The sequence below is a fragment of the Halomonas sp. AOP7-E1-9 genome, from assembly GCF_052376035.1.
In the GTDB taxonomy this organism is placed as follows: Bacteria; Pseudomonadota; Gammaproteobacteria; order Pseudomonadales; family Halomonadaceae; genus Vreelandella; species Vreelandella citrativorans.
In genome coordinates this window covers 136,037-150,224 of sequence record NZ_JBQSVC010000005.1, presented here as the reverse complement: position 1 = coordinate 150,224, position 14,188 = coordinate 136,037, and the positions used below count along the sequence as shown (strand labels likewise).

Sequence of the window (14,188 nt, the reverse complement as noted above, 5' to 3'; positions counted from 1 at the left end):
CGCATGATTAACGCAACATCACAGCCCCTGTGGCGCCGCTTACGCATCGAGCCGTTTATTCCCCTGTTGTCACGCCTAGTGACACTGGCAGGCGTTGTGGTTCTGGTGGGGCTACTGCCTTGGCTTTCAGGCCGCGACCCGGCGCTCAGCATCTTGCGGGCGCGTTCTGCCGAACAGGAGGCAACACCAGAAGCACTGGCGGCCATTCGTGCTCAGCTGGGTCTGGAATCCGGGCCGCTGGAGATGCTGAAGCACTGGCTGCTGGGGCTTTTGCAGGGTGATGCAGGTAACTCATGGATTTCAGGCGCGCCGGTGCTGCCCGGCCTGCTAAAAAGCGCACAGGTATCCTTGCTGCTAATGAGCTTTGCCATGCTGGTGGCGGTGGTTACCGCAACGCTTATTTGCCTGCCAGTGGTGCGGCAGGGTTTGCGTGGCCAGATTAGCCGCTCGCCTGGCACCGTGGGCGCGGCATTAACGGCCCTGCCGGAGTTTCTACTCGCCTCGCTGCTGCTGGTGGTGTTTGCCGCCTGGCTTAACTGGTTGCCGCCCTATGGTTGGCGTGGTTTGAGCTACGCGGTGCTTCCCGCATTGGCGCTGGGGCTTCCCGCAGGCGGCCTGCTGGGCCGCTTGTTCAGCGATGGTCTCTCGGCCACCTTTACTGAGCGTTGGGTGGCCACCTGGAGTGTGGCGGGCTTCTCTCATCGCCGTATTACGCTCTCCGTTCTGCGCCGTACGCTGCCAAGCCTTATGCCTCAAGTGGGTATGGTCATGGTCGGCCTAACCGGCGGTGCGATAGCCGTCGAGCAGGTGTTTTCGATTCCGGGCCTTGGCCGGGCAACGCTGGGAGCGGCATCAGCCCAGGACATGCCTGCACTGCAAACCGGCATTCTTATTCTGCTGGTGATTGCGATTGTGCTGGGCAGCCTTGCCAACATTGGCCGTGCGCTGCTGCTCGGCCGGGCATTTCGGCTGGGCGCATTGCCCGTTACCCACACCGAGCAAAGCGTATCGCGGCGAGCGTGGATCGTCCCGAGCGTCGCGGTTCTTCTGCTGTGTGTGCTAGTGATTGCAGGCATTACCCGCGACCCGTTTAGTTCGGCCTTTATGCGCCTGGAAACACCCAGCCTTGGCCTGCCGCTAGGCGCGGACGGCACTGGGCGCGATATTCTGGCCCGCGTGGCCCATGGCGCGCTCTCCACGATTGGCATGGCGGTTGCGGTAGTATTTTTCACGCTGATATTGGGGCTCTTGATTGGCCTGGCACCCAAGCTTGCCACCGGCCCCATTGAGATTACCAAGGCAACGCCGCCCACCATTGCGGGTCTTATCGTCGCCGGCTTGATGGGACCCAGCACCAGCGGCGCCGTTATTGCGGTTACCGCGGTGGCCTGGGCACCCCTGGCGGCGCATACAGCAGCGCTGGTCGCCGAGGCAAAAGCCCAGCCCCACGTGCGCATAACGCCCCTCCTAGGAGTGGGGCAACTGCGCTTGATGGGCCGCTATATTCTTCCTGCGGTGATTGGCCCGGTATTTCGCCACGCCATGCTGCGCTTGCCAGGGGTTGCGCTGGCGCTTGCGGCACTGGGCTTCTTGGGTCTGGGGCCACGGCCACCTTCGCCAGAGTGGGGGTTAGTGCTGGCAGAAGGCATGCCGTACATTGAGCGTGCGCCCTGGGCGGTGCTGATTCCTGCGCTGGCGCTGGTGCTGCTCTCGGTACTGGCGGTATCGCTTTCAAGTTTTGTGGGGTCAAGCAAGCCCGCCCGTTAGGCGATAGCACTCATGACAGGCAAAAAAAATGCCCCCGACACTGTCGGGGGCATTTTTGTGAGCGGTCGTCAATAAGTGCTGGGCTAGCGCTTACTCGTGGTCGCCCGCCAGCTGCATTTGGCGCAGCATGTAGTTCTGAATACCGACCTGCTCAATCAACTTCAACTCGGTTTCGATATGGTCAATGTGCTCTTCTTCATCGGCGAGCAGATCACGCAGCAAATCACGTGAAACGTAGTCTTTAACGCTTTCACAATACGTGATGGCTTCGATGTAGTCGTTACGGCCGTCGTGCTCAATACGCAGATCGCTTTCGAGCATCTCTTTAACGTTTTCGCCAATGTGCAGCTTGCCCAAGTCCTGAAGGTTAGGAATACCTTCCAGGAACAGGATGCGCTCAATTAGCTTATCGGCGTGCTGCATCTCTTCAATGGACTCGTCATATTTCCATTTGGCGAGTGCTTTTAGGCCCCAATCCTTGTACATCTTGGCGTGCAAGAAGTACTGATTGATAGCGATAAGCTCGTTGCCTAACGCTTTGTTGAGATGCTGAATTACCTGGGGATCACCTTTCATGACGTCACCTTTTCGTTGTAATGCTGAGAGTTCATCTAAGCAATCAAACAGTTACGTTAACAAAGGAGTATAGGCCACGCAAAGGCATACTCCCAGCTTTCTGAGAGTATAAAGAAGAGATCAAAAAATTCAAACAAATCAGTTATTTGCTAACGATAACTCTAACAAGAGTGATTCGCGTCATACGGCGTAAGCGAGACTCATATCGGCTTCCAAACGGGCATTTTGTACCGCTTCACGCGTTAGCGATTTAGCCATACAAGCGCACTTGCCGCACTGGGTCGCACAGCCGGTGGCTTCACGTACTTCTCGCCAGCTGCGCGCTCCGTCGCTCACTTGCTGACGTATCTGATGATCGGTTACTCCCTTGCACACACAAACGTACATGGCGACACCTCATTAATCACATGAGGCGAATGTAAATGATTCGCATACATCTTTGCAAGTAAAAACAGATGCTCTTTAGCAGTGATTGCCCTTAGCATCTAGCTTTTATTATTCAATTCAGCTTGTTAGTTATTTAGTTGCGAAGAAACTAATGTTTTTTGTCCTAGCGTTTTGGCACTACCACTGTACAGGTATGGGAGGCGATATCTGGCCAGCTACGCCGCTGCTTATCGACAAACACCCACCCATAGCCCATGCCCAGCGCCGCCAACGAGAGCCAAGCCGTGGCACAGCGAACAAGGCCTTGTTTAAGCGTAATTCTTTGCCCGTTCGGTGTTTGCACGCGCAGGTGCCATGCCTGCATACCCAGCGTCATGCCGCTACGAGACCAGAAAAAGCAGAAGAAAAAAGTGACGGAAACAAGTAACAGCGCGCGCAGGCTCCAAACCGATAGCGCAGAAACACCCACGGCTTCAACGGGCTGCCCCAACATCAGTCGAAAAAAAACCAGATGGACAATGGTTACAATCAGCCAGAGCGCCACCACCAACACGCTGTCGTAGAGCAGAGCGCCCAGGCGGCGACCTAAACCAGCGCCCATGACGTCAGCCATTACGGCGCAGGAAGTAAACCCCAACAGCAGCGCAGGCGAGTGTTGGCACCAGCACTGCCCATACGGGCGAAAACCCAAAGATCGTCGACGCAGGCGCAAGCAGATCCTGCATATATTTAAATGACAGCCCGGTCACGACGCCATAAAAGACGCGAGTCCCTGCCGCTACAGTACGCAGCGGGCCAAACACGAAGGACGCCGCTATCAATACCAGCGATCCCATGGTGAGGGGCATTAAGACTTTTTGCCAAAAGTACAACAGCGGTTGATCCGCCGTTAAGCCTTGCTCTTGAAGGTAGCGTGAATACGCCCATAGCTCGCTGGGTGCCTGACTATCGACCGAGTGCAGCAGCCGCTCTAACTGCACCGGCGTAATCTGTGTTTCCCAAACAGCACTGGCCTGATAGTCGGATTCAGTGCGGTCATCATAGATACGTGTCGTGGTGATGTTTGCAAGCCGCCAAGCGCCCTCTTCCCAGTGCGCCCGGTCAGCGTGGGTGGCTTCCACCAGGCGGCGCCCATCAAACCGGTAACGGGTTAAATCAAGCACGACCTCATCGGCCCGTATGGCACCAAATCGGTAAACGCTGTCGCCTTCAAACTGCCAGCCGCTACGGCTGGCGGGTTGAGCGCTTTCCCCCTGGCGCTGCTCAAGCCGCCACGCTTCGGCAAACTGCTCGGTGCGCGGGCTTACAAACTCAGCAACCAGTAGCACGGCCACAACCACCAGCAACACCGGTTTCATCACGCCCCAAACGATGCGCGCCAGCGAACGACCTGAAGCACGCATCACGGTCAGCTCGTTACTGGAAGCCATACTTCCCAAGCCAATGAGTGCACCTATCAGTACCGCTACGGGCGCGTATTGATAAAATCGCCAAGGCACGCGCATCAGTAGATAGAGAAACACATCAAACGCGGTAAAATTCCCTTGTACGTCGCTCAGGTCGCCAATGTAGGCAATGGTGATATCCAGCCCCAGCAGTACGAACTGCACAACGATAATTGCCCCCAGCACGTTGCGAGCGATGTAACGATCCAGACGATCAGCCAGCATTAGCGCATCCCCTTACGTTGTGAGCGCCACAAAAGCAGCAAGCCGAGGGCTAAAAACAAGAGATGCACGGGCCAAACGCCAACCAATGGCGAGAGCTTTCCACTGCCAATCGCATCGACCGCAGCAAGCAGTAAACTCAAATAAGCCACATACAAAAATACCGCCGGTAGTAGCTTGGCAAACCGGCCCTGCCGTGGGTTCACCCGAGAAAGTGGCTGGGCGATGAGCGCTAATACAAAGACCATGAACGGCAAGCCGGTACGCCACTGAAACTGCGCCTGAGCGCGTGGATTGGGGTCATCCCAAAGCGCTGCTGTGGTAGCGTACTCAATAGAATCAAACTCCTGAAGGCCACGACTTAACCCCAGGCGCATCGTATAGCGCTCAAACGTTAGCCGCTGGGCATCCTGCTGGCCCGGCACCACACCGTAGCGCTCGCCATTTTCCAATATTAAAAAGCGGCTGCCCGTTTCAACGCGCGTTTCCTGATACCCGGAACCGGCCCGAGTAACAAAGCTATGTGGGTTTTCTGTATTAGGCTGCTCATGAACCAACACCTCCTGCATCTCGGTGCCATCGCTGCTGAAATCGCTGATATAAGCGGTACGCCCACCACCGAAATCCTGGAACCGCCCGGGTGCCAGTACCGAAACATCCAACCGGCTGCGCTGCTCTGCAAGCGTCGCTGCCGTTTGCAACGCCCCGGCGGGGGTTAGCCACAAGCTACAAAAGCCCACCAGCACCGCCACTACCGAGGCGGGCAGCAACGTTACTCGCAACAGCCGCAGAGGGCTCATGCCACAGGCCACCATCACGGTGATTTCGCTGTTCATATACATTTGGCCATAGGCCAGCAGGATGCCTAGAAAAAACGCGAGCGGAAGCACCAGTTCCATAAAGCCGGGTAGATGAAACATCATCAAGCTACCCAGAATGGTAACGGGGATATCTCCCTCCGCCGCGTCAGAGAAGTAACGAATAAAACGACTGCCCATAATGACCAGCAGCAAGATACCTGCCACAGCCGACATGGTGAGTAACACTTCGCGAGTTAAGTACCGAAATAAAATCAATGCCCTCTCCGGCTAATCGTGCAGGATGCCATGCAATGCGCCCATGGCTTGGGTACACTAACCCAACACCCAGTACGGGGCATTATCCCGAATCCCTCGATGCTTGTCTTGTTGGAGACGTTATGGAATTTTCCGTTCAGACCGCCAATCCGGCCAAAACCGAAACGGCTTGTCTCGTCATCCCCATGTTTAAAGGTAGCGACTTGTTGCCCACGGCCGCCAGCCTGGACGACGCCAGTGAACGTTTAATCGGTCAGTTGCTTGAGCGCGGCGATTTCGATCCTACGCTTGGCAACGTACAGATGATTCCTTTCGCGCCGGGGCTTTGCGCAGAACGGCTTTTGTTAGTAGGCCTCGGAGAGCGCGAAAAGTGCCAAGAAGGCGCCTTTTTAAAAGCGCTGGATGCGGCCATGGTGGCGCTGACCAAGTTGCCAGTCGATGAAGCAAGCATCGCGTTTAATGATGTTCCTCTTGAAAGCCGCGACAGCAGCTGGAAAGCGCGCAAGGTGCTGGAGGCCGCGGAACGCGCGGTTTACCGCTTTGACCAGTTTAAGTCGCAGCCAGCGCCTTTAGCGCGCCTTAACGCACTCACGCTTTTTAGCGAGCCTGAAAACGCGACGCTTACCCAGCAAGGCGCCCAGATTGGCGCAGCGATTGGCCAAGGCATCAACTACGCCCGCACGTTGGGCAATTTACCGGGCAATGTGTGCACGCCAAGCTACCTGGCCCAACAGGCCGAGCAGTTGGGTAAGACGTCCAACGGCGCGTTAGAGGTGGACATTCTCGACGAAGAGGCGCTGGATGCCCTCGGCGCTGGCTCACTACTGTCGGTTGGCCGAGGCAGCCACGAACCTACGCGCTTGATTGTCATGAAGTACAACGGTGCGACGGAGAGTGAAGAAGCCCCCCACGTCCTGGTAGGCAAAGGGATCACGTTTGACACCGGCGGCATTTCGCTGAAACCCGGCGAAGGCATGGACGAAATGAAATTCGACATGTGCGGCGCCGCCAGCGTATTCGGCACCGTGAAGACCATGCTTGCGCTCAAGCCCAAGCTCAACCTGGTATTTATTGTCGCCGCCGCAGAAAACATGCCCGATGGCCTTGCCACCAAGCCTGGCGATATTATTAAAACGCTGAAAGGTCTAACGGTTGAAGTGCTTAATACTGATGCCGAGGGCCGCCTGGTACTGTGCGACGCACTGACCTACGCCGAGCGCTTTAAACCAGCAAGCGTTGTCGATATCGCCACGCTAACAGGCGCGGTGATTGTTGGCCTGGGCCACCACGCGACGGGCCTGCTCTCCAACGATGACGACCTGGCGCTCGATTTTCTGGAAGCCGGTGAAGCCTCTTGGGACCGCGCCTGGCATTTACCCTTGTGGGATGAGTACCAGGAGCAGTTGGAATCCAACTTTGCCGACCTGGCCAATATTGGCGGGCGCCCGGCAGGTACGATTACCGCCGCGTGCTTTTTATCGCGCTTTGCCGATCATTTCCCATGGGCGCACCTGGATATCGCCGGTACCGCCTGGCACTCGGGCAAACAGAAAGGCGCCACCGGCCGCCCGGTTGGCCTGCTTTCCCAGTACCTGCTGGACCGTGAAGCCGACGGCCAGGTAGAAATCAGCGCCAACTAATCACACGGATCGTGCGCTCAATGGTTGCCTTTGAGTGCCACAACCGTTAAATCTGGAAGTATTAGCGTGTGCTCTATCGTTTATGGCACGCGCTACGCTAACGACACGCTTATATCGCCCTTCGGGGCCTGGCTCTAGCGGAGAAAACACGCCGTGCCCACTAGCTCTACGACTCGTTTTGAAATCCTGCCGTCCAATCAGCCAACGGCCGACAGCATTCGTGACAACATCCTGGCCAACCCAGGTTTTGGCAAGCACTTCACCGACCACATGGTCAATATCCGCTGGACGGTCGATGCCGACTGGCACGGCCACCAGGTACGCCCCTACGGCCCGCTGACGCTCGACCCGGCCGCATCGGTCCTGCATTACGGCCAGGAAATTTTTGAAGGCATCAAAGCCTACCGCCATGCCGATGGCTCGGTCTGGACCTTCCGCCCTGAGAAAAACGCCGAGCGCTTTCGCCGTAGCGCCCGCCGCCTGGCACTGCCGGAACTCTCCGATGAAGACTTCATTGGCTCCATCAAGGCGTTGCTGGCTCAGGACACGACCTGGGTGCCCACGCCGTCAAGCGATGCCGACGAATGCAGCCTTTACCTCCGCCCGTTCATGATCGCCTCGGAAGCTTTCCTGGGCGTGCGCCCGGCCCATGAAGTGGACTACTACGTGATCGCTTCTCCGGCAGCGTCTTACTTTAAAGGCGGCATCAGCCCGGTTTCCATTTGGCTCTCCTCGCACTACAAACGGGCCGCCCCAGGCGGCACCGGCTTTGCCAAGTGCGGCGGTAACTACGCCGCCTCGTTGGCCGCGCAAAAAGAGGCCGAAGCTCACGGCTGTGGCCAAGTGGCCTTCCTTGACGCTGAGGAAAGCAAATGGGTTGAAGAGCTGGGCGGCATGAATCTGTTCTTTGTTTTCAAGGATGGGCGCTTGGTGACGCCACGCTTAACCGACACCATTCTGGAAGGCGTTACCCGCAACTCGGTGCTCACGCTTGCGAAAGACGAAGGTTTAACCCCCGAAGAGCGCCCCATCAGCATTGACGAGTGGCGCGAAGGCGCGGCGTCCGGCGAGATTAGCGAAGTGTTCGCCTGCGGAACCGCGGCAGTCATCACTCCGGTGGGCGAGCTGGTGACGGAAAATGAGCGTATTCGCCTGAACGGCGACGGTGGCAACGACGTGGCCATGCGCATTCGTAAAAAGCTGCTCGACGTGCAGTACGGGCGCAGTGAAGACAAGCACGGCTGGCTCACCCGGCTGGTGTAATGCCTCCCTCCGCCGCCAGCCCTGGCGGCGGCACTGTTTTAAACGCGTTTTGAAAGAGCTGGAGCCGCTATGGCGCGCATCGATTTTTATATCCTCCCGGATACCACCCTGGAAGCGCGTTTGGCATTCGCCTGTAAGCTGGCCGAAACCATTTGGCGTAAGGGGTACCGGCTACACCTTCACTGCGAAGACAAGGCCTTGGCCGAGCAGGCTGACGCGGCCCTGTGGAATTTTCGCGAAGATGCCTACCTACCCCACGCGCTTGAAGACAGTGAAATGGCGGCCAGCGTACCGATAACGCTGGGCTGGCAAACCCTGCCTACGCCCAAAGCAGAAACCGCGCTTCTCAATCTGCACCCCGATATTCCTGATGGCGTTGAGCGCTATGCGCGCGTTGCCGAAATTATCAACCAGCATCAACACGTTCTGGTCGCCAAACGCGCCTGCTGGCAGCGCTATAAAGAACTGGGCCACGAAGTGGTGCCGCATAAGCTTGGGTAATGCCAGAGCTCAGCGAAAGCGCCCAATCAACCCCCGAAGAACATAATTCAGGTCTTGTTGATCGAAAGGATCAAACGGTATGAGCCAGCCCTCAACTCAGGATTCAATACTCCTGCCTGAGCTTCGCCAATTAATCGACATAGCAAGAGAGCGGGCAGCAATATCCGTCAATGCTGAATTAACGCTTCTCTATTGGCAATTAGGCAACCGCATTCATCGGGAAATTCTGAGGCAAGAGCGGGCCGGTTATGGTGAGCAAATTGTCTCTTCACTGGGGAGACAATTAACGAGTGAGTACGGCCGTGGATTTTCGGCAAAGAATCTACGCCATATGATCCGCTTCGCCGAGACGTTTCCTGAAGAGAAGAAAGTCTCCGCACTGCGGAGACAATTAAGCTGGACCCATATAAAAAGCCTGATTTATCTCGACGATTCGCTCAAGCGCGATTTTTATATTGAGCTATCTCAGCTTGAAGGCTGGTCGTCCCGTCAGTTACAGCAGCGTATCCAGTCAATGTTATTTGAGCGAACCGCTATTTCCCGCAAGCCGGATGAAACCATTCATCATGAGTTACAAAACCTGCGCAACGCTGGCCAACCCTCACCACAGCTACTGTTGAAAGATCCTTATGTGCTGGATTTTCTCGGCTTAAATGATCGTTACCTGGAGCGAGATCTGGAAGACGCTATTCTTCGCGAGATTGAGCAGTTTCTTCTGGAGCTGGGCGCAGGATTTACGTTTGTGGCGCGCCAAAAGCGCATTCAGATTGATGACGAGGATTTCTACATTGATTTGCTGTTTTACAACCGCAAGCTTAAGCGGTTGGTAGCGATCGACCTTAAACTGGGGCGCTTCAAGGCTGAATTTAAAGGCCAGATGGAGCTTTATCTGCGCTGGCTGGCTAAACATGAGCAAGAAGCTGATGAAAATCCGCCGCTAGGAATCATTCTCTGTGCCGGTAAGCAACAGGAACAGATTGAACTGCTGGAGCTAGATAACAGCGGTATTCACGTGGCGGAATACCTGACCGTCCTACCATCCCGCGAGGCCTTGCAGGCCAAACTGCATCAATCTATTGAAAGCGCTCGAGCTCGCTTATCGAGCGAACAGGAGTAGTTCTCTTTGGATACTCAGTTTTAACAACAATAACTCAACGCACGAGAGTACTAATGCAGACCTCCTCTAGGCTAACCCGCTACCCACTGGCAGTTATCGTCCTCGCTCAGCTGTTTGGCACCTCGCTGTGGTTTAGCGTTAATGGCGTTGGCTTGGCATTGCAGGAGGCGGTGGGTCTTAGTGAAGGTGATCTCGGTTTACTGACCATCGCGGTGCAGGCCGGGTTTATCACCGGTACGCTACTAATCGCCATTACCGGCCTTGCCGACCGCATGCGGGCAAGCCATCTGTTTGCGCTGTCAGCGGTGCTCGGTGCGCTTATCAACGCGGCATTTATTGGCGTTGCCGACAGCATAACGCTGGCGGCAGTGGCACGCTTTGCCACCGGCCTATGCCTGGCAGGCATCTACCCGCTGGGCATGAAGCTGGTGGTGAGTTGGACACCTTCGCATGCGGGCGCGGCCCTGGGTTGGCTTGTCGGCATGTTAACGCTAGGCATCGCCTCGCCCCATTTACTGCGCGGATTAACGTTGCATCTGCCCTGGCAATGGCCACTGCTATTGGCATCGCTGTTGGCACTGGTCGCAGCGTTGATGGTTTTCCGGCTAGGTGTTGGCCCCCACCTACCCGCCAAAGCCGGAAGCGGGCGCCCCTGGGCCGGGCTTGGTGCGTTCAAGCAGCGTCCGTTTCGCAAGGCCGCGCTGGGCTACTTCGGCCACTGTTGGGAGCTTTATGCATTCTGGGCGTTGGTGCCCTTTTTGGTTAGCCGCGAGCTTGAGCGGCTCAATGCATCAGCAAGCCTGCAGCCGTGGCTAAGCTTTGCCGTTATTGCCCTTGGCCTGCCTGGCTGCGTGTGGGCAGGCCGCTGGAGCCGGAAAGCGGGTAGCGCCCACGTTGCGTTTGTGGCGCTATTAACATCGGGCGTACTTTGCCTAGTTTACCCGCTATTGGGCAGCCTTTCACCCTGGTTACTGCTGGCGCTGCTGGGCGTTTGGGGCGTTAGCGTGATAGCCGATTCAGCGCAGTTTTCGGCGCTGGCATCGGCCCACGCGCCCGCCGAACGGCTGGGCGCGGCCCTGGCCATGATGAACGCTATCGGCTTTGGTTTGACCATTCCCTCCATTGCCTTGGTAACCGCCCTTTGGGCAAGCCAGAGCGTGGCGGTTATCTGGTGGTTGTTGCCAGGCCCTGTGTTGGGTTTAATCGCGATGCGTGGGTTACATCTCCCCTCGGCAAAGGCCTGACGCTCTGCCTCTTATCGCGCTATACTTGTCACCATTTTTTGCACGTTGTGAGCCGACTCCCCATGGAAAAGACCTACCAACCCGAACAGATTGAAACCCACTGGTATCAGCGCTGGGAAGCCGATAACCGCTTTGCCCCTTCGGGTAAGGGCGCGCCTTTCTCCATCATGATTCCGCCGCCCAACGTCACCGGCAGCCTGCACATGGGCCACGCGTTCCAGGACACCATCATGGACACCCTGACGCGCTGGAAGCGAATGCAGGGTAACAATACGCTGTGGCAGGTAGGTACCGACCACGCCGGTATCGCCACGCAAATGCTGGTTGAACGCAAGATCGCGGCAGAAGAGGGCAAAACGCGCCACGACCTGGGCCGCGATGCGTTTATTGATAAAGTTTGGGAGTGGAAGGAAGAGTCTGGCGGGCACATTACCCGCCAGCTGCGCCGCATGGGCGCCAGCGTTGATTGGAGTCGCGAGCGCTTCACCATGGATGACGGCTTCTATAAAGCCGTTCAGGAAGTCTTCGTGCGCCTGCATGAAGAGAAACTGGTTTATCGTGGTAAGCGGCTGGTCAACTGGGACCCGACGCTGCACACGGCGATTTCCGACCTGGAAGTGGAGAACAAGGAGCAGCAAGGCAGCTTCTGGCACTTCCGTTATCCGCTGGCCGACGGCGTTAAAACCGCCGATGGCAAGGATTATGTCGTGGTGGCCACTACTCGCCCCGAAACTCTGCTGGGCGATACCGGCGTTGCGGTTAATCCAGAAGATGCGCGATACGCCTCGCTGGTGGGCAAATTTATTGAGCTACCGCTGGTGGGCCGCCGCATCCCTGTAGTGACCGACGAACACGCCGATATGGAGAAAGGTTCGGGTTGTGTGAAAATCACCCCGGCCCACGACTTCAATGACTATGAAGTCGGCAAGCGCCAAAACCACCTGCTGATCAACGTCTTTTCCAAAGACGCCACGATTCTTGAGCAGGCGGAAATCTTCAACCTTAAAGGCCAGCCCCAGCCGGAAGAAGACGCTAGCCTGCCCGCCAAGTACTCAGGCCTTGACCGCTTTGAAGCACGTAAGCAAATTGTTGCCGATATGGACGCACTTGGCCTACTGGAGCAAGTGGAAGCCGTCAACAACACCCTGCCCTATGGCGACCGCTCGGGTGATGTGATTGAGCCGCTGCTGACTGACCAGTGGTTCGTGGCAGTCGAAGACCTTGCCAAGCCCGCTATCGAGGCGGTGGAAAAAGGCGACATCCAGTTCGTGCCCAAGAACTACGAAAACATGTATTTTGCATGGATGCGCGACCTGCAGGATTGGTGTATTTCCCGCCAGCTATGGTGGGGCCACCGTATTCCGGCATGGTATGACGCCGAAGGTAACGTCTACGTTGCCCGCACCGAGGCCGAAGCCCGAGAGAAGCACGGCCTGAGCGCTGATATAGCGCTGACTCAGGACGAAGACGTGCTGGACACCTGGTTCAGCTCAGGCTTATGGACCTTTGGCACACTTGGCTGGCCAGAAAAAACCCCGGAACTTGAAACCTTCCACCCCACCAGCGTGTTGGTGACAGGCTTTGACATCATCTTCTTCTGGGTAGCCCGGATGATTATGATGACCCTAAAGTTCACCGGCCAGGTGCCCTTCAAAACCGTGTATGTCCACGGTCTAGTACGTGATGGGCAGGGCCAGAAGATGTCCAAATCCAAGGGCAACGTACTCGATCCAATTGATCTTATCGACGGCATTACGCTGGATGCACTGCTTGAAAAGCGCACCGGCAATATGATGCAGCCGCAAAAAGCCAAGGCGATTGCCAAAGCGACCAAAGACGAATTTAAAGACGGCATTGAAGCCCATGGCACCGATGCGCTGCGCTTTACGTTCCTCTCCCAGGCCACCACTGGGCGCGATATTAAATTTGATATGAACCGCTTGGAAGGGTACCGCAACTTCTGCAACAAGCTGTGGAACGCCTCGCGCTACGTGCTCATGAATGCCGAAGGCGAAGATTGCGGCATCGCTTCTCAAGGTCAGGGCAGCGAGGTGGAACTGTCGCTGGCCGACCGCTGGATCATTTCCGAGCTGCAGAAGACCGAAGCCCAGGTGACCAAGGCGATGGACGAATACCGCTTTGACCACGCCTCGCAAGCGCTCTACGAGTTTGTCTGGAATGAGTATTGCGACTGGTACCTTGAGCTTTCCAAACCAGTACTGTGGGACGAAAATGCCTCCGCTGAAGCCAAGCGCGGCACACGGCGTACGCTGGTGCGCGTGCTAGAAACCATTCTACGCCTGGCGCATCCGATGATGCCGTATATTACGGAAGAGATTTGGCAGCGCGTGTCGCCCCTCGCGGGCACGTTTATGGGCGAAGGCACCTCATTGATGCTTCAGGCATGGCCGGAAGCCGATGAGAACAAGATCGACGAGCAGGCCACCCGCGATATCGAATGGCTCAAAGGCGTCATTATCGCCGTGCGTAACATTCGCGCCGAGATGAATATTTCCCCCGGCAAGCCGCTGGACGTTCTGTTAACCAAGGGCAAACCGGAAGATGCCAAGCGCCTGGAAAGTAACCGCCATTTCCTGGCCAAGCTGGCCAAGTTGGAAAGCGCGACCTGGCTTGAAAACCCAAACGATGCCCCGCTTTCAGCCACACAATTAGTGGGCGATATGGAAGTTCTGGTGCCGATGGCCGATTTGATCGACAAAGACACCGAGCTTGCCCGATTGAATAAAGAGATCGAAAAGCAGGACAAGCTGATGGTTGGCATTGAGAAAAAGCTGGGCAACCCCGGGTTTATGTCTAAAGCCCCCGATGCCGTCGTCGAAAAAGAGCGCGGCAAGCTAGCCGAGTTCCAAGCGGCCAAGAAATTGCTGGAAGAGCAACGGGCCAAGATCAAGGCATTGTAAGCTCTCCCCCACCGGCCTTTCAAAAAACG

General features: G+C 56.6%; 12 protein-coding genes. 7 read left to right on the top strand and 5 right to left on the bottom strand.

The genetic code is table 11. The features are described from left to right. Positions 1 to 3 precede the first annotated feature (3 nt). The gene (locus ACT3R4_RS05050; protein WP_193056462.1) at positions 4 to 1,767 is read left to right on the top strand and encodes an ABC transporter permease subunit; all 1,764 of its coding nucleotides are present in this window, start codon (positions 4 to 6) and stop codon (positions 1,765 to 1,767) included. A gap of 90 nt (positions 1,768 to 1,857) precedes the next feature. Here the strand turns inward: ACT3R4_RS05050 and bfr are convergent, their stop codons facing one another. From bfr to lptF, 5 genes are all read right to left on the bottom strand, one after another. Next, complete coding sequence (gene bfr, locus ACT3R4_RS05045) at positions 1,858 to 2,343, bottom strand: bacterioferritin (RefSeq protein WP_441677916.1); 486 nt, start codon at positions 2,341 to 2,343, stop codon at positions 1,858 to 1,860. 180 nt (positions 2,344 to 2,523) lie between these two features. Beyond that, on the bottom strand, positions 2,524 to 2,730 hold the full coding sequence (locus ACT3R4_RS05040) for a bacterioferritin-associated ferredoxin (protein WP_087109929.1): 207 nt from the start codon (positions 2,728 to 2,730) through the stop codon (positions 2,524 to 2,526). 163 nt (positions 2,731 to 2,893) lie between these two features. Further along, entirely contained in the window at positions 2,894 to 3,343 is a 450-nt protein-coding gene (locus tag ACT3R4_RS05035; protein WP_496203796.1) for an RDD family protein, read from the bottom strand. After that, positions 3,336 to 4,400 carry an LPS export ABC transporter permease LptG gene (gene lptG, locus ACT3R4_RS05030; protein WP_441677912.1) on the bottom strand — a complete coding sequence of 355 codons (1,065 nt, stop codon included), beginning with the start codon at positions 4,398 to 4,400 and terminating at the stop codon, positions 3,336 to 3,338. The genes ACT3R4_RS05035 and lptG overlap by 8 nt, the downstream gene beginning before the upstream one ends. Continuing rightward, positions 4,400 to 5,473, bottom strand: a complete 1,074-nt coding sequence (lptF, locus tag ACT3R4_RS05025) for an LPS export ABC transporter permease LptF (protein ID WP_441677910.1) — start codon at positions 5,471 to 5,473, stop codon at positions 4,400 to 4,402. The genes lptG and lptF overlap by 1 nt, the downstream gene beginning before the upstream one ends. 122 nt (positions 5,474 to 5,595) lie before the next feature. Between lptF and ACT3R4_RS05020 the strand changes: the two genes are divergently transcribed. From ACT3R4_RS05020 to ACT3R4_RS04995, 6 genes are all read left to right on the top strand, one after another. After that, positions 5,596 to 7,113 carry a leucyl aminopeptidase gene (locus ACT3R4_RS05020; RefSeq protein ID WP_441677908.1) on the top strand — a complete coding sequence of 506 codons (1,518 nt, stop codon included), beginning with the start codon at positions 5,596 to 5,598 and terminating at the stop codon, positions 7,111 to 7,113. A gap of 153 nt (positions 7,114 to 7,266) precedes the next feature. Further along, positions 7,267 to 8,376, top strand: coding sequence for a branched-chain amino acid aminotransferase (locus ACT3R4_RS05015; protein ID WP_441677906.1), 1,110 nt, complete (start codon positions 7,267 to 7,269; stop codon positions 8,374 to 8,376). Between the two features lie 69 nt (positions 8,377 to 8,445). Then, positions 8,446 to 8,877 (top strand): DNA polymerase III subunit chi, encoded by a 432-nt coding sequence (locus ACT3R4_RS05010; protein ID WP_441677904.1) that lies wholly within the window; start codon positions 8,446 to 8,448, stop codon positions 8,875 to 8,877. A gap of 79 nt (positions 8,878 to 8,956) precedes the next feature. Further along, positions 8,957 to 9,994 (top strand): PDDEXK nuclease domain-containing protein, encoded by a 1,038-nt coding sequence (locus ACT3R4_RS05005; RefSeq protein ID WP_172118565.1) that lies wholly within the window; start codon positions 8,957 to 8,959, stop codon positions 9,992 to 9,994. Between the two features lie 53 nt (positions 9,995 to 10,047). Beyond that, the gene (locus ACT3R4_RS05000) at positions 10,048 to 11,238 is read left to right on the top strand and encodes an MFS transporter (RefSeq protein ID WP_441677901.1); all 1,191 of its coding nucleotides are present in this window, start codon (positions 10,048 to 10,050) and stop codon (positions 11,236 to 11,238) included. A 62-nt stretch (positions 11,239 to 11,300) separates the two neighbouring features. Beyond that, positions 11,301 to 14,159, top strand: a complete 2,859-nt coding sequence (locus tag ACT3R4_RS04995; protein WP_441677899.1) for a valine--tRNA ligase — start codon at positions 11,301 to 11,303, stop codon at positions 14,157 to 14,159. The last annotated feature ends 29 nt before the right edge of the window (positions 14,160 to 14,188 follow it).